This is a genomic window from Novosphingobium sp., from assembly GCF_032093395.1.
Lineage (GTDB): Bacteria > Pseudomonadota > Alphaproteobacteria > Sphingomonadales > Sphingomonadaceae > Novosphingobium.
In genome coordinates, this window is sequence record NZ_DAMDBA010000030.1 from 37,517 (window position 1) to 53,809 (window position 16,293).

Annotated in this window: 10 protein-coding genes; 7 read left to right on the forward strand and 3 right to left on the reverse strand. The window is 66.4% G+C overall.

Annotated features, from left to right (window positions below):
- The first annotated feature begins 137 nt into the window (after positions 1 to 137).
- The 7 genes from hisG (at position 138) to RT424_RS12130 (ending at position 8,039) form a co-directional block, all read left to right on the forward strand.
- Entirely contained in the window at positions 138 to 794 is a 657-nt protein-coding gene (gene hisG / locus RT424_RS12100) for an ATP phosphoribosyltransferase (RefSeq protein WP_313438253.1), read from the forward strand.
- On the forward strand, positions 794 to 2,083 hold the full coding sequence (gene hisD / locus RT424_RS12105) for a histidinol dehydrogenase (RefSeq protein ID WP_313438256.1): 1,290 nt from the start codon (positions 794 to 796) through the stop codon (positions 2,081 to 2,083). The genes hisG and hisD overlap by 1 nt, the downstream gene beginning before the upstream one ends.
- Positions 2,080 to 2,535 (forward strand): transcription antitermination factor NusB, encoded by a 456-nt coding sequence (gene nusB / locus RT424_RS12110; RefSeq protein WP_313438258.1) that lies wholly within the window; start codon positions 2,080 to 2,082, stop codon positions 2,533 to 2,535. The genes hisD and nusB overlap by 4 nt, the downstream gene beginning before the upstream one ends.
- Before the next feature lie 70 nt (positions 2,536 to 2,605).
- Entirely contained in the window at positions 2,606 to 3,565 is a 960-nt protein-coding gene (thiL, locus tag RT424_RS12115; RefSeq protein ID WP_313438261.1) for a thiamine-phosphate kinase, read from the forward strand.
- A 257-nt stretch (positions 3,566 to 3,822) separates the two neighbouring features.
- A complete protein-coding gene (locus RT424_RS12120; RefSeq protein WP_313438265.1) occupies positions 3,823 to 5,916 on the forward strand; it encodes a sodium-translocating pyrophosphatase in 2,094 nt (697 codons plus the stop codon).
- Positions 5,917 to 6,033: 117 nt separating this feature from the next.
- Positions 6,034 to 7,182 (forward strand): GNAT family N-acetyltransferase, encoded by a 1,149-nt coding sequence (locus RT424_RS12125; protein WP_313438267.1) that lies wholly within the window; start codon positions 6,034 to 6,036, stop codon positions 7,180 to 7,182.
- A gap of 2 nt (positions 7,183 to 7,184) precedes the next feature.
- Complete coding sequence (locus RT424_RS12130; protein ID WP_409521486.1) at positions 7,185 to 8,039, forward strand: transcriptional regulator; 855 nt, start codon at positions 7,185 to 7,187, stop codon at positions 8,037 to 8,039.
- 190 nt (positions 8,040 to 8,229) lie between these two features.
- Here the strand turns inward: RT424_RS12130 and RT424_RS12135 are convergent, their stop codons facing one another.
- The 3 genes from RT424_RS12135 to RT424_RS12145 form a co-directional block, all read right to left on the reverse strand.
- Positions 8,230 to 10,923 carry a M1 family metallopeptidase gene (locus RT424_RS12135; RefSeq protein ID WP_313438273.1) on the reverse strand — a complete coding sequence of 898 codons (2,694 nt, stop codon included), beginning with the start codon at positions 10,921 to 10,923 and terminating at the stop codon, positions 8,230 to 8,232.
- A 345-nt stretch (positions 10,924 to 11,268) separates the two neighbouring features.
- Positions 11,269 to 13,212 carry an excinuclease ABC subunit UvrC gene (gene uvrC, locus RT424_RS12140; RefSeq protein ID WP_313438276.1) on the reverse strand — a complete coding sequence of 648 codons (1,944 nt, stop codon included), beginning with the start codon at positions 13,210 to 13,212 and terminating at the stop codon, positions 11,269 to 11,271.
- A gap of 175 nt (positions 13,213 to 13,387) precedes the next feature.
- The gene (locus tag RT424_RS12145) at positions 13,388 to 15,982 is read right to left on the reverse strand and encodes a TonB-dependent receptor (RefSeq protein ID WP_313438278.1); all 2,595 of its coding nucleotides are present in this window, start codon (positions 15,980 to 15,982) and stop codon (positions 13,388 to 13,390) included.
- Positions 15,983 to 16,293: the final 311 nt, after the last annotated feature.

The window sequence follows — 16,293 nt, forward strand, 5'->3', positions numbered from 1 at the left end:
CCCCGGCCAGCGCGTCCATGCCCTTGCGATCAAGGCACGCGCGCCCGGAGAGTAAAACCGCGCGCCGTTATCCGCGGTTGAACCGGGGATCTATCCCCGGTTGCCCTTTTAGCAATCCCAGCCTAAATGCGCGCACCATGCCGACAACCCTGACATTCGCCGTGCCCAAGGGCCGAATCCTCGACGAAGCGCTGCCGCTGATGGCGCATGCCGGCGTGGTGCCCGAGGCGGAGTTTCACGACAAGAAGTCTCGCGCGCTGTCTTTTGCCTGCGAGAACAGCGACATGCGCCTGATCCGCGTGCGCGCTTTCGACGTGGCGACTTTCGTGGCCCATGGCGCGGCCCAGGTGGGTATCGTCGGTTCGGACGTGGTCGAGGAGTTCGCCTATCCCGACCTCTACGCGCCGGTGGATCTCAACGTCGGCCACTGCCGCCTTTCGGTGGCGGAGCGCGAGGGGGAACAGGGCGGCGCCCTGCCCTCGCACTTGCGGGTTGCCAGCAAGTATCCGAACCTCACCCGCAAGCATTATGAGAAACTGGGCGTTCAGGCCGAGGTAGTGAAGCTGAACGGCGCGATGGAACTGGCGCCTTCGCTCGGACTTTCCAGCCGCATCGTCGATCTCGTCTCGACCGGCCGCACGCTGAAGGAGAACGGCCTCGTCGAAACGAGCCGCATCCTCGACATCTCGGCGCGCCTGATCGTCAACCGGGCCGCCCTGAAGACCGACGATCGCGTAGCCGCGCTGGTCGAGCGTTTTCGCGCGCTGGTTGCCGAAGCGAAGGCCGCCGCCTGATGCTGCGCCTTTACAGCAAGGACGCGGATTTCGCCGAGGCTTTCCGACGCGTCGTCGCCGATCGCCGCGAAAGTGCAGTGGACGTGGCGCGGGACGTGGCGGATATTCTCGCCGCGGTGCGCGAGCGGGGCGACGCGGCGCTGGCCGACTATACGGCCCGGTTCGATGGCCATGACCTCGACCGGACCGGCTGGCGGATCGAGGCAGAGACGTGCCGCACGGCGTTCGAGGCGCTCTCTTCCGAACTTCGCGAAGCCCTCGAACTCGCCGCAACGCGCATCCGTGCCTATCACGCCGCGCAATTGCCCGAGAACCGCGACTACACCGATGCCGCCGGCGTGCGTCTCGGCGCGGTATGGCGCGCGGTCGATGCGGCCGGGCTTTACGTGCCGGGCGGCCGCGCGGCCTATCCTTCTTCGATGCTGATGAACGCGATCCCCGCCAAAGTGGCGGGAGTCGAACGCCTCGTCGTCGTCACGCCGACCCCCAAGGGCGAAGTCAACGCGCTCGTCCTCGCCGCCGCCCACCTTGCGGGCGTGGACGAAGTCTGGCGCGTGGGCGGTGCCCATGCCGTGGGCGCGCTGGCCTATGGCACCGATCGGATCGCGCCGGTCGATGTGATCACCGGCCCCGGCAATGCCTGGGTGGCAGAGGCCAAGCGCCAGCTCTACGGCGTCGTCGGCATCGACATGGTGGCCGGGCCCAGCGAAATCCTGGTGATCGCCGACGCCAGGAACGATCCCCGCCGCATCGCCGCCGACCTGCTGAGCCAGGCCGAGCACGACCCTACCTCGCAGTCGATCCTCATCACCGACGATTCGGCCTATGCCGATGCCGTGGCCGAGGCGGTGGAGGTCGAACTTTCCGCCCTCGCCACCGAAGCGACCGCGCGCCAGTCGTGGAACGACTACGGCGTGATCGTCGTGGTCGAGAGCTTCGACGAGGCTCCGGCGCTGGCCGATGCCCTCGCCGCCGAACATGTCGAGATCGCCACCGACGATCCCGAAAGCCTGTTCCGCAAGATCCGTCACGCCGGATCGGTATTCCTCGGCCGCATGACCCCCGAAGCGGTGGGCGATTACGTCGCCGGCCCCAACCACGTGCTGCCCACCGGGCGCCGCGCGCGGTTCGCCTCGGGGCTTTCCGTACTCGATTTCATGAAGCGCACCAGCTTCATCCAGCTCGACCAGGCGGCGCTTGAGGCCATCGGCCCCGCCGCCGTTGCCCTCGCCGACGCCGAAGGGCTTCCCGCGCACGCGCGCTCCATTTCCGTGAGACTTTCCCGATGAGCAACTCCAAGCCCAATTCCAAGCAGGCCCGTTCGGCCGCGCGCCTGGCCGCCGTCCAGGCGCTCTATCAGTTCGACATGGAAGGCACCCAGCAGGCCATCCTGCTCGACGAATTCCACCGCCACCGGCTCGGCGCGGAAATCGACGAGGACCAGTACGCCAAGGCTGAAGTCGCCTTCTTCGACGACGTGGTGAAGGGCGTGATCGCCCGCCGCGACGAGATCGACGAACTGCTCTCCGGCAAGCTGGCCGAAGGCTGGTCGCTCGCCCGTCTCGACAAGACCATGCTGCAGATCCTGCGCGCAGGTGTCTACGAGCTGCTCGCCCGCGCGGACGTGCCCACGGGCGCGGCGATCGGCGAATATCTCGACGTCGCCCACGCCTTCTTCGACGCGCGCGAGGCGAAGTTCGTCAACGGCGTTCTCGATGCGGTGGCCAAGGCCGTTCGCTGATTTTTTGCGCAGCATTGCTGCATTCTCGCCTGATCTCGACAATGGGCCCCGCGGGGCCCATTGTTGCATCATGACCCGCGAATTCGCCTTCATCGACGCTCTGCGCGCCATTGCCGTCACCCCCGCCGCGCGCGGGTTGGCGGACGACGCGGCCGTGCTCGATCTCGGCGGCGAGAAGCTGGTCCTGACCATGGACACGCTCGTTGAGGGCGTTCACTTCCTGCCGGACGATCCGCCGGAGGATGTCGCCTGGAAACTCGTCGCCGTGAACGCCTCCGACCTCGCCGCCAAAGGCGCGGAGCCGCTCGGCTGCCTCAAGTCCCACGCCTTGGGGGACGAGGAATGGGACCGCGCGTTCCTGGCCGGCCTCGAGCTTGCCTGCCGCCATTTCCAACTGCCCCTGCTCGGCGGCGATACCGTCCGCATGCCGCAAGGGTCGGCGCGCAGTTTCTCGCTCACGGCGCTGGGACGAGGCCCTGAAGACTGCCCGGTGCCGTCGCGCGGCGGTGCCCAGCCCGGCGATCTCGTCTGGGTCAGCGGGACTATCGGCGATTCCGGACTCGGGCTCGAACTCCTGACCTCGGGCAGCCGAGTGCAGACGCCGGAAGCCGCGCTGCTGGCCGACCGGTATCGCCGCCCGATGCCGGAGCCCGCGCTAGGTCTGGCGCTCGCCCCGTTGGCGACGGCGATGATGGACGTTTCCGACGGGCTGCTGGTCGATGCGCGCCGCATGGCAGCGGCAAGCAAGGTTTCGATTACCATTGCCGCCGACGAGGTGCCGCTATCCCGCGCCCTCGTTGCCACCGTGGGCGAAGGGCTGGAACAGCGAATTTCCGCGATGACCGCCGGAGACGACTACGTGCTGCTGTTCACCGCGCCGGCCGTGAACAGCGCCTATGTCCGCGCGGCCGCCACTTGCGCCGGTTCGCGCGTCCATCCGATCGGCGTGGTGAGCCCTGGGGACGGTATCGCGCTGGAATGGCACGGCCAGCCGACACCCCTGCCCGAGAAGCTCGGCTACCAGCACTGAAACCGGTATGTGTATCCGTCGTCCCGGACCTGATCCGGGACCGCTGTCAAAGTCACGCCCACAAGTAGGCGTGGCGAGACGCCCTGCAAGGTCGCGCCTAAAGAACTGACAGCGGTCCTGGATCAGGTCCGGGACGACGGATTGGGTACTATTCCCCATCCGATCAACGCGCTTGCCACTAGTCGCGCTTCCCTATAGCCATAGTCGCGTCGAACGGGAAAACCCGTCGTTACATCGTTGGGAAAAGGGGGCGTTTTGTGAATCCAGTCACGATCGCAATTGTCCTGGGGCTTCTGGCCATTCTCTATGGCTTCGTCACCAGCCGCCAAGTGCTCGGCTCGCCAGCCGGCAACGAAAAGATGCAGGAAATCGCCGCCGCCATCCAGGAAGGCGCGCAAGCCTACCTCAAGCGACAGTATTCGACGATCGCGATCGTCGGCATCGTCGTGGCGCTTATCATCGTCGTCACGCTGGGAACCGTCTCGGGCGTGGGCTTCGTGATCGGCGCCATCCTCTCGGGCTTCGCCGGCTTCATCGGCATGAACATCTCGGTACGCTCGAACGTGCGCACCGCCGCCGCCGCGCAGACCGGATTGCAACAGGGCCTGACGCTGGCCTTCCGCGCGGGCGCTATCACCGGCATGCTGGTGGCGGGGCTGGCCTTGCTCGCCATCGCGGTGTTTTATTGGTATCTGACCGGCCCGGGCGGGCATGACGTCGGCGGAGAGGACCGCACCGTGGTCCAGGGCCTCACTGCCCTCGCCTTCGGCGCTTCGCTGATCTCGATCTTCGCGCGCCTTGGCGGCGGCATCTTCACCAAGGCGGCCGACGTCGGCGCCGATCTCGTGGGCAAGGTCGAGGCCGGCATTCCCGAGGACGATCCGCGCAATCCCGCCGTCATCGCCGACAACGTAGGCGACAATGTGGGCGACTGCGCAGGCATGGCCGCCGACCTGTTCGAGACTTACGTCGTCACCGTGGGCGCGACGATGGTGCTGACCGCCCTCCTCATGAAGGGCATCGACAATTTCGAAGGCCTGATGGCGCTGCCGCTGCTGATCGGCGGCGTCTGCATCGTCACTTCGATCGTCGGCACCTATTTCGTGCGCCTCGGCAACTCGCAGAACATCATGGGGGCCATGTACAAGGGCTTTCTTGTCACCGCCGTACTCTCGATCCCGGCGATCTGGTGGGCGATCGACTATGCCCTCGGCGGCATCAACGCGGTGATCGGCGAAACCGGCTTCACCGGCCGCACGCTGTTCTACTGCGCGCTGCTCGGCCTGGTCATCACCGGCCTCATCATCTGGATCACCGAGTACTACACCGGAACCGGCTACCGCCCGGTGCGCTCGATCGCCAAGGCCTCGGAAACCGGGCACGGCACCAACGTGATCCAGGGCCTTGCAATCAGCCTCGAAGCCACGGCGCTGCCGACGCTGGTGATCGTCGCGGGCATCGTCATCGCGTACCAGCTCGCCGGTCTGCTCGGCATCGCCTATGCGGCCACCGCGATGCTGGCATTGGCCGGCATGGTCGTCGCGCTCGATGCTTACGGTCCCGTCACCGACAATGCCGGGGGCATTGCCGAAATGGCAGGCCTGGACGATGCCGTGCGCGAGAAGACCGACGCGCTCGATGCCGTGGGCAACACCACCAAGGCCGTGACCAAGGGCTATGCCATCGGCTCCGCGGGCCTGGCCGCGCTGGTGCTCTTCGCGGCTTATACCACCGATCTCAAGGAGTTCTTCCCCGGCCTCTCGGTCGATTTCAGCCTGGAGAACCCCTACGTCATCGTCGGCCTGCTGCTCGGCGCGTTGCTGCCCTACCTGTTCGGCGCGATGGGCATGACCGCCGTGGGCCGCGCGGCAGGCGACGTGGTCAAGGACGTGCGCGAACAGTTCAAGGCCAATCCCGGCATCATGACTTACGAGACCAAGCCGGACTATGCGCGGACCGTGGATCTCGTGACCAAGGCGGCGATCAAGGAGATGATCGTCCCCTCGTTGCTGCCGGTACTGGCGCCGATCGTGGTCTATTTCGTGATCTCCGCCGTCGCGGGCACGGAGAACGGCTTCGCGGCGCTGGGCGCACTGCTCTTGGGCGTGATCGTGGGCGGGCTGTTCGTGGCGCTCTCGATGACCTCGGGCGGCGGTGCCTGGGACAATGCCAAGAAGTACATCGAGGACGGCCATCACGGCGGCAAGGGTTCGGAAGCCCACAAGGCCGCCGTAACCGGTGACACCGTGGGCGATCCCTACAAGGACACCGCCGGACCTGCGGTGAACCCGATGATCAAGATCACCAACATCGTCGCCCTGCTGCTGCTGGCGGCGCTGGCGGCGGGTTGATCCGGTTCGACGGTTAGAGCCCCGGCGGAGCGATCGGCCGGGGCTTTTCCCTGTCTGCGTTAGCACTTCCTTGATAGCAATGCGCTAGACCGCCCGCGAGGATAAGCAGGCGAGGCCATGTTCGACCCAGAGGCCCATTCGGTTCGCGAAGAGACCGCCTCGGCGGTCGTTTCGCTGCGCTGCGTGCCATGGCGGACGCTGGAAACCGACGTTCCTGCATGGGACCGCCTCGCCCTCGAAGCCGGAGAGCCCAATCCCTTCTTCGAAAGCTGGTACCTCCTGCCCTCGCTGCGCCGCCTGCCGGATACAGGAGCGGTCATGATCCTGCGCTTCGAAATGGACGGCCGCCTTGCCGGGCTGCTGCCTATCCTGCGCAGCCCGCGCTATTACCGTTGGCCGGTGCCGAATCTGACAAGCTGGCTCCACGACAACTGCTTTTGCGGCGTTCCGCTGGTCCGGCGCGGCGCGGAAGACCTGTTCTGGCGGGCCGTGCTCGACTGGGCCGACCGGGCGGCGGGTCGGGCGCTGTTCCTGCATCTCCGGGCCATCCCCCTCGAAGGCCCGCTCCATGCCGCGCTTTCCCGGGTTCTGGCCGAGCAGCAACGCCGCTGCGAAGTGGTCCTGCGCGAGGACCGCGCCCTGCTTGCCTCCGACCTGGCGCCGGATGCCTATCTGGAAGCCTCGCTTTCGGGCAAGAAGCGCAAGGAACTGCGCCGTCAGGCCAGCCGCCTGGCCGAAGCCGGGACACTTGCGATGGAGCGGCGCGACGACGGAGAAGACCTTGGCGCCTGGTGCGACGCCTTTCTCGCGCTCGAAGCCTCCGGCTGGAAGGGCAAGGCAGGCTCCGCACTCGCCAACCATGCCGCCACCGACAGCCTCTTCCGCGACAGCCTGCAAGGCGCCGCCGCGCGCGGACGCCTCGAACGCCTCTCGCTCGCGCTGGACGGGCGCCCGATCGCCATGCTCGCCAGCTTCCTCACGCCGCCCGGCGCCTATTCCTTCAAGACCGCCTTCGACGAGAGCTATTCCCGCTTCTCGCCCGGCGTCCTGCTCCAGCGCGAGAACCTGCGCATTCTCGAACGGGCAGATATCCGCTGGACCGACAGCTGCGCCGCCGCCGACCATCCGATGATCGACCATATCTGGCGCGAGCGCCGCACGATGGCGCGACTCTCCATCGCCATCGGCGGCCCGATCCGCCGCCGCCTGTTCCGCCATTTCGTCCGCGCGGAAACCGCGCGCAGCCCCGCAGGAGGGAGCCGGTGAACCTGTTCTCGAAATCCCCGAGCGCCGCCGTCTTCCCCGAAGAGACCCGCGCGTGCTTCTCTGCCAGTTACCCCGAAGCGCCGCACAAGCTGCCCCACGCTCTCGGCGACCATCCGCTGATGACGCTGGAAGCGCTGGCCGCCCTCGCAGAATCGCTGCCGGCCGCTTCGGTCGAGTACAATTTCGGCAACCAGCCCCTCGGCGTGGACGGCAAGCCGGCGCCCACCGGCATTCCCATCGGCCGCACCATCCGCGAGATCGAGACGACCAACTCCTGGGCCGTCATCAAGAACATCGAACAGCACCCGGACTATGCCCGGCTGCTCGGCGAACTTCTGGACGAATTGCGCCCGGCAATCGAGGCCAGGACCGGCCGCATGATGAAGCTCCAGGCCTTCGCCTTCGTCACATCCGCAGGCGGCGTCACGCCCTACCACTTCGATCCCGAGCACAATATCCTGCTGCAACTGCGCGGCGCCAAGGTCATGACCCAGTTCCCCGCCGGAGATCCCCGTTTCGCGCCGGACCAGGTCCACGAAACCTACCACACCGGCGGCGGCCGCGAACTCCAATGGCGCGACGAACTGCTGCCCGACGGCACCGAATTCGCGCTCTCGCCGGGCGAGGCCGTCTACGTGCCGGTCATGGCGCCCCACTTCGTGCGCAACGGCAGCGCGCCGTCTGTATCGCTTTCGATCACCTGGCGCTCGGAATGGAGCTTCGCCGAAGCGGACGCGAGGGCGTTCAACGGATGGCTGCGTGGGCTTGGACTGACTCCGCGCCGGACCGGGCGGTGGCCTGCGCGGAACCGGGGCAAGGCTTTGGCTTGGCGGGTGCTTCGCAGGTTTAAGAACTAAGAGAGAAGCAGGGGAGCATAGCCCCCCTGCACCCCCAATACCGTCTAGGTCACGCGGACCAACAGCGTCATGCGCCCATGGCTGCGTCGGAAAACTAATGGCTGCGCCGCAGGGAGCGCACTACAGATAGGTAGCGCGCGACGACGACATTCCGAGGGCCCGGGGGATCATCCCCCGGAATCTTCCCTCTTTACTTCGCCTTCTTGACCCAAGCCGCAACCTCCACCCGCTGCCGCGGACGATTGGCCAGACGCTCCTTCAGCCCGGTCAGCGCCTGCACCACCGGCTTCGCCTCGTCAGCCGGAAGCGTCGCGGCATAGGCCTCGATCTTGCCGACCATCTCGGGGTTCGTGCTCGATGCGACGATGCGTGCGAAGAAGCGCGCGCGGCCCGAGTGTTCGATCAGCCCGTCGATCGCCGCCTGATGTTCGCGGACGAAATCGAAGGTCATCTCCGGGTGGGCACGGCCGACCGTGGTGATGATTTGCGACGCGCTGGTGGCGTCCGGCGTGCCCGAGATCGCGAGCGCGAGGGCGTCCTTGGCGATCGCCTCGTCCCGCACCATGCCGAGGTCGGTATAGTAGAGCTGGCGTTCGACGAAGCTCGTCGCCTTGGCGGCCTGTTGGCGCAGCAGGTCCCAGTCAGCGCGGGTCGCGTTGGTGGCGGCGACGCCGAGCCATGTGCCCTTGAGCGGACCGTCGAGCGACTTGGGATCGGCGGCGAGGCCCTGGAGGCGGCGGCGCGCTTCGGCCACGACGCGCTTGTCGCCGATGGAGCCGAGCGTATCGATCAACTGCGCGCGCAGCTTGGTATCGGTCAGCGGCTCGCCCGCTACCGGATCGAAGCCGAGCTTGTCGAGACGCGGCGCCCAGGTCTTCGAGATGCGCGCTGCGAGCTTGGCCTTCACCCTGGCGTCTTCGAGCAGACCGTAGACGCCTTCCCACTGGCCGATGACTTTGCCTGCCAGCGTCGCATCTGCGGTGCCGGGAACCGAGGCCAGCAGGCGCAGGCCCGCCGACATGTCCTGATAGCCGGCCAGCGACAGCGAGAGGTTGTCGCGCAGCAGGCCGTACTGGTCGATCGGTGCCAGCGAACCGAAGGCGGATACCAGCGCATCGAGCGCCTTGGCGTCGTAGAGCGTGCGGTAATAGCCGAGCTGGCCCGCGTTCACGAGCACGGCATCGCAGCTGTCGACGGTCAGGCTCTCGGTCCGTCCGCTCATCAGGTGGCGCATGGGTTCGCCGTTTCCGGCGCGGATCAGCAACGGCATCGGCCAGGTCGGCTTTTCACCGTTCCGCGTCGAGGGATCGAGCGAGAAGGCGTCCTGCGTCAGGTCGAGGCGGGTCTTGCCATCAGCGCAGGCCGAGACGTTCACGCGCAGCAGCGGCACGCCCGGCGTATGGGTGAAGGCCTCGGCGATCAGGTCCACGTCCTTGCCGCCCGCCGATTCCATCGCCGCCCAGAGGTCGCGGCTGCTGGTGTTCGAAAAGGCGTGATTGCGCATGTAGGTCTGCATGCCCGCGCGCCAGGTATCGGCGCTCACGTAGTCCTCCAGCATCGAAATGACCGCCTGCCCCTTCTGGTAGGTGATCGAATCGAAAGCCTGCTCCATCTCGGAAACGGTGCGGATCTTCTGCACCACCGGGTGCGTGGTAGGCAGCGCGTCCAGCGCCATGGCGCCTTCGCGGCCATCGACGCCGTTCAGCTTCCAGTTCCATTCCGGATTGAAGTGATCGGTGACCTTGTCGGCCATCCAGCTGGCGAAGCCTTCGTTCAGCCAGATGTCGTCCCACCAAGCCATCGTCACCAGATCGCCGAACCACTGGTGCGCGGTTTCGTGCGCCTGGACGCTGTAGATACTCTGCTTGCCCGAGGGGCTGGTCACGGCTGGATCGAGCAACAGAATGCGCTCGAACGTCATGATCGCGCCCCAGTTCTCCATCGCGCCGAAGAACTGCGACGAGCCGGGCGCGGCGATGTTGTCGAGCTTGGGCAGCGGGAACTTCACGCCGAAATAGTCGTCGAACCAGGGCAGGATCTGGGCGAGGCCGTCGCGCGCATAGTCCGCCTTCGCGCCGCTGCCGGTGGGCGAGACGATGCCCACTTCGACGCCATCCGCCGCCTTCTTCGCGCTGCGCTCGAAATCGCCCATGCCGAAGAACAGCAGATAGGAACTCATCTTCGGCGTCGTGGCGAAGACCACGCGCTTGAGGCCGCCGGGAAGCATTTCCTGGCCCTTCACCGGCATGTTGCTCACGGCCATGCGATCGGCGGGGACGACGGCGGTGAGGTCGAAGGTCGCCTTGTAGCTCGGTTCGTCGAAGCTGGGGACGAAGCGGCGGGCATCGGGTGCCTCGAACTGGGTGAACAGGCCGCGCACGTCCTTTCCGGTACGCTTGTCGGGATAGTCGAGCGCGAAGAGGCCCGAGGGCTGCGTGCCGATCTTGCCGCCGTAGTTCACCTCAAGCCGGTACTTGCCCGGCGCGATCTGCTTTCCGGCCGCGAAGCGCAAGGTCTGCGCCTTGTCGTCAGCCGTGGTCTGAAGCGCGATCTGCGTGCCGTTCGCGGCGACCAGCTTCGCGGCCGAGACGGTCAGTCCGTTGCCGTGCAGGGTCAGCGCGTCGCTGGCGATGAAGACGGTGAGATCGATGGAAACCGTGCCGGTGAAGGTCAGCTTCTGGGCATCGGGCGTCACCTCGATCCGGTAATGCGTGGGTCGGGCATTGCGCGGCAGGTCGCTAGGCACGGTCTCGGCCAACGGCACCGGCTCTCCCGAGGCGGCGGCAGGGGCGGCGGCGGGCACGCTCGCGGCGAAAACCGAGGTGGAAACGGCAAAGGCAATCACGGCGCCGGTCGTGGCAAGGTTACGCAGGGAAGATCGCATGAGAGGCAGAAGCTCCGGGAAATCGGATTTTGATGCCGGCGCACGGAGCTGACAACTTTCAAAAAGGCCGCGCGCGCAAGCGGATGCGCGCGTCCTAGCGCGAAGTGTCACGCGGTGTCACGCAGTGTCACACAAGGAGCATGTCGTTCGTCGATGGGAGTCGGCTGTTCGACCTTTCCGGCTATGCCTCAGCCTCACCTCTCCTCCCATCGCCCACCTTCGTCATTGCGAGCGTAGCGAAGCAATCCAGAGCGGAGCCTCGCCGCTCTGGATTGCCGCGTCGGCTTCGCCTCCTCGCAATGACGATGGGGCGGAAGTGGGGAACGCCGCGTCCCCCGCCCCCGTCTATCCGTTCGGGTGGTAGAAATCGTAGATCGTCTGCGCCACCGCCGCGCTGACGCCGGGCGCGCGCTGGAGGTCAGCCAGGCTGGCCGCGCGCACTTTGCCTGCCGTGCCGAAATGCAGCAGCAGCGCGCGCTTGCGCGCCGGGCCGATCCCGGGAATCTCGTCTAGCGGGCTGGCGGTGATCGCCCGGCTTCGCTTGGCCCGATGCGCGCCGATGACGAAGCGGTGGACTTCGTCGCGGAGCCGCTGGAGGTGGAACAGCAGCGGCGAATTGACCGGCAGCATCTTTTCACGCCCGTCGGGGAAATGGAAGATCTCGCGCCCTTCGCGCCCGTGGTTCGGCCCTTTGGCGATGGCGATGAGGTTCACGTCCTCGATGCCGAGTTCCTCCAGCGCGTCCTTCACGGCGCTCATCTGGCCCTTGCCGCCGTCGATCAGCACGAGATCGGGCCAGGTGCCGCTCTCGCGCTCCGGGTCTTCCTCCTGCACACGGCCGAAGCGGCGGGTCATGACTTCGCGCATCATCGCGAAGTCGTCGTTGCTCTGCGCCTCGCGGATGTTGAACTTGCGGTATTGGCTGGTCATGAAGCCCTCCGGCCCCGCCACTACCATCGCGCCGACTGCTTTGCTGCCCTGGATGTGCGAGTTGTCGTAGACTTCCACGCGCTGCGGCAGGTCCGGCAGTTCGAGGAATTCCGTCATCTCACGCCAGATCCTGGCCTGCGAGCCGCGCTCCGCCATGCGGCGGTCGAGCGCTTCCACGGCATTGCGCACGGCCTGATCCATCAGGCGGCGACGGCTGCCGCGTTGAGGCACCGATATTTCAACCTTGCCGCCCGCCAGTTCGCGGAAAGCCTCAGCCATGAGTTCGGCCTCGGGCAGTTCGCGGTCGACCAGGATCGTGCGCGAGGGCGGGACTTCCTCGTAGAACTGGGCGAGGAAGCTCTGGAACACCTCTTCCTCGGAAAGGCCCTCGGTATGGGTCGGGAAGAAGGCGCGGTGGCCCCAGTTCTGGCCGCCGCGAATGAAGAAGGCCTGGACGCCGATCTGGCCGTTCTTGCAGGCCATGGCAAAGATGTCGGCGCTGTCCATGCCTTCGGCGTTGATCGCCTGGCTGCCCTGGATGAAGGTCGCCGCCCGCAGGCGATCGCGCAGCATCGCCGCCCGCTCGAAGTCCAGCGCTTCGGCGGCCTCGGCCATCTGGCTCTCGATCTTCTTCTGCACCGCGCTGGACTTGCCGCCGAGGAAGTCCTTGGCCTCCTTCACCAGTTCGCCATAGCCCGCCTCGTCGATGCGGCCGACGCAGGGCGCCGAGCAGCGCTTGATCTGGTAGAGCAGGCAGGGCCGGTCGCGCCGCGAAAAGAAACTGTCGGTGCAGGAGCGCAGCAGGAACAGCTTCTGCAGCGCATTGATCGTGGTGTTCACCGAACCGGCGCTGGCGAAGGGGCCATAGTAATTGCCCTTCATCTTGCGCGCCCCGCGATGCTTCATGATGCGCGGAAATTCGTGCTCGGCGCGCAGCAGGATGAACGGGAACGACTTGTCGTCGCGCAGCAGCACATTGTAGGCCGGGCGGAAGCGCTTGATCAGCTGCGCTTCCAGCAGCAGCGCCTCTGCCTCGGAATTGGTGGTAACGATGGTCATGCTGCGCGTCTGGCTGACCATGCGCTGGAGGCGGCCAGGCAGGCGCTCCCACTGGGTATAGTTGGCGACGCGGTTGCGCAGCACCCGTGCCTTGCCGACATAAAGCACGTCCCCGCGCGCATCCTGCATGCGGTAGACGCCGGGCTTGGCGGGCAAGGTGCGCACGACTTCGCGGATCGCCTCGACGCCTGCCTGAAGGTCGGGCTGCTCCGAACCCCGCAGGGTGAACGTCGCCCGTTCCTCGTTGAAGCGTTCGGTGCGGTTGGGATGTTCCGGAGTTCCGGCAGGGGTGCGCGCCATGAGGGCCAGATAGAGATTGAAGGGCCGAAGGGGAAGCTCTGCAAGAACGTCGTCCCGGACCTGATCCGGGACCGCTGGCAGTGAACGGCCTACCTCACGGCAGAGCGCCTCTCACGCGAGCTATCGCCTCAAGAGCTGCCAGCGGTCCCGGGGCGAGCCCGGGACGACGTGTGGTTTAGAACATTTTCCTGAGATCGATGCCGAGCACCCTGCCCTGCGGCGCACGATAGGCGGCCTGGTAGGCCAGCGGCACCGCGCCGGTCGCGTCCGTCACCTTCTGGCGCGAATCGAGCAGGTTGTCGGCCACAAGAGAAACCCTCGTCCCCTTGAGGAACGGCATCTTCGCCACCAGGTCGGCGTTCTTGCCCAGATCGGCGAAGATGCGCAGGTTCACGTCGAATGTGCTGCCGAAGCGCAGATCGGAACTGGTTGCCGCGCCGGTACCGTCGACGCGGGTGGGCGCCTCCCACTCGGCCTTGAGGCGAATGCCGTAGCCGTTCTTGAACACGCCGCCCTCGGCCTCGATAGCATGGCGCGGCACCCCACCCGCAGTGAGCGCTTCGCCGTTGAGCTGATCGAGCACCGGCACGCCGTCCGCGATCTTCACACGGTCGGTAAAACGCCAGGTGTGATAGACCGAGAGGTTCCAGCGCCCTCCCTTGCCACCGGGGCCGCCCGGAGGGCCGCCGGGAGGAGGTCCGCCCGATCCGCCGCCCGCGCCCTTGGCTGCGCCCTGACCGGTGCTCTGGCCGCCACGGGGACCATTTCCGGGCGGCGGTGGACCACCGAAGCCATCCGACTGCTCCTTGCCGAGATTCCCCGACAGGTTCAGCCCCCAACGGATGCTCGAACTGGTTTCCTCGTCGAACGTCACCGCCCGTTGATCGATATAAGTCAGGTTGCCGTCCGCATCCCGCTGCACCCTGTCGGGAAACGCCGCTTCCACAGCCGAGGTCAGGAGCGGAAAGGCATTTGTCACGTTGGACGAGCGGTTGCGGAAATACTCGATCATGAGATTCGAGCGCTTCATGAACGGCAGTTCCCAGGTCGCCGACAGCTTGATGTCGCGTTGGGTTTCCTTGAGGAGGTCCGGGTTCCCGCCGCTCAGCACCGTCACCAGCGCCGTCGAATTCGTCGTGAAGTCATAGACCGAGACATTGTAGGTCGTGACGTTGGGCGCGCCGAGCTGGGCCAGGGTCGGGGCTTCCTGATCGACCAGGTAGCTCGCCTGGAAGGTCAGCTTCTCGGTGGGAGACCAGGTGAGCCCGGCGCTCCAGTCGGTCAGCGTGCCGAAGTCGGACAGATGGTTCAGGCCCGCGCTGACGTTCAGCGCAAGATCGCCGATGCCGCCCAGGAAGTCGCCCCGGCTGGTCAGCGGGATCGCCAGGTTCACGCCCCCGGAGACATCGCCGCGCTTCAGCGTGTTCTGCGAGAACGTGTCCGACCGGTAGGCGCTCTGCACGCGGCTGAAGTCGTAGCCGCCCTTGAACGTAAGATTGGCATCGCCGGCGGGCATGCTGAACGGCGTGCCGGAGAGCGTGGCAAGCGAAGTGAGCGAGGCCGTTCGGCTGCGCGCGGTATCCACTCCCGCACCGGGGATGCTCGGCAGTGCTCCGGCGATATCGAGCGTGCCCGCCAGCGCCGCGTCGCTAAGCGAGGTCAGGTCGCGCCGGCGGTCGGTCCGCGTGTTCGCATCGACATAGCTGCCATCGCCGGTGACGTTGAACATCCATCGACCGATCATCGTGCTGTAGCCGAGCCCGGCCGAGAACGTATCGGTAACGACGCGCGTCGTCAGCGGATCGGGCAGGGTTCGCACGGCTGTGGCGCCGGCAGGCGAGGTCAGCGTCACGGTGTCGAGGCCGGAAAACGACGTCGTCACGCCGTGGGTATAGGCGCCATTGGCGGTAATCGATCCCGCCATGCCGCCGTCCCCGAGGTTCTGCGTCAGCGTGCCGTTCAGCGTCAGCTCGGAATCGGCGGCCGCCAGGCTGCGATAGCGGGCCGGGTCCGGATCGCCTGCCACGGTGGGCACGGACGATTCGGTCTGCGTCACGTTGCGCTCGTCTTCGGTGAGCATCGAGGTGTCGGTATACTTGGCGTTGAAATTGTATCGGCGGGGACCGGCGATCTTCACCACGCCGCTTTCCAGCTCATAGTTGTCGTAGCCGCCGCGCGTAGGGGCATTGTATTCGCCGGCTACGGTGGTCGCCGAGAACCTGTCCTTCAAGATCAGGTTCACCACGCGCTGGTTGGCCGAGTAGCCGAAGCGCAACGCGACTTCTTCCGGCAGCACTTCCAGCTTCCGGATCGCCTCCGGCGGGATGTTGCGCATCTCCCGGAAGGACGTGATCCGCTGGCCGTTGACGAGGATTACCGGTGTTCCCGAGCCGCGACCACGCCCGCTGCCGGTCTGCGGCGAGATCGCATCGATCAGGTCGCCTATCGAATCGGCACCATAAGCGGCGATGTCGTCCTCGTCGAAAGTCACGATCGGCTGGTTGGGGACGTCGAGTTGACCCTGCATGCGCGGCGCCACGACGACGATGTCGGCGCCGGTGACTTCCAGCGGATCCTCGTCGTCCTTGTCCTCGTCGGCATCGATCGGCGCGGCCGGATTGCTGCCGCTCCCCGCCCCCCCGACGACGCTCGCTACTGCAAGCGATGTCGGCGCCAGCGATGTAGCCCCCACCTGGGCCTGGGCGAGCGCCGGCAGACAGACACTACCGAACAGGGCCCCGGCAAGGGGAAGGAGTTGAACGCGCCGCACCTGAAATCTCCGCAAGAAGACGGCAAAGTCTCCGTCTTTTACCGAACCTTATAGTCGGTTCGCCGTGCAGATGCCGTGTTGGCGAAGCTCCGGCAAGATCGCGCCGGGTAACTTTTTGTCGCACATTTCGTGCAGTTGTCGCAGGTCGCTTCGGTCTTATGCCCCCTGACGATCCTGCTGCATTTTGGAAACGGCGCTGCATGAAAAGCCCGTTTGAAAAATGCCCCGCAGGGGCATTTCAGAGCGGCACCGGCCCGCGCCCCCCACCCTACCACCCGCAGGATACTACCGTTGGGTGGTAGGGTGGGGGC

Bases quoted from the DNA above. Each gene is read 5' to 3' on its own strand.
- hisG (WP_313438253.1), top strand. From the start codon at position 138: ATGCCGACAACCCTGACATTCGCCGTGCCCAAGGGCCGAATCCTCGAC.
- hisD (WP_313438256.1), top strand. From the start codon at position 794: ATGCTGCGCCTTTACAGCAAGGACGCGGATTTCGCCGAGGCTTTCCGA.
- nusB (WP_313438258.1), top strand. From the start codon at position 2,080: ATGAGCAACTCCAAGCCCAATTCCAAGCAGGCCCGTTCGGCCGCGCGC.
- thiL (WP_313438261.1), top strand. From the start codon at position 2,606: ATGACCCGCGAATTCGCCTTCATCGACGCTCTGCGCGCCATTGCCGTC.
- RT424_RS12125 (WP_313438267.1), top strand. From the start codon at position 6,034: ATGTTCGACCCAGAGGCCCATTCGGTTCGCGAAGAGACCGCCTCGGCG.
- RT424_RS12135 (WP_313438273.1), bottom strand. From the start codon at position 10,923: ATGCGATCTTCCCTGCGTAACCTTGCCACGACCGGCGCCGTGATTGCC.
- uvrC (WP_313438276.1), bottom strand. From the start codon at position 13,212: ATGGCGCGCACCCCTGCCGGAACTCCGGAACATCCCAACCGCACCGAA.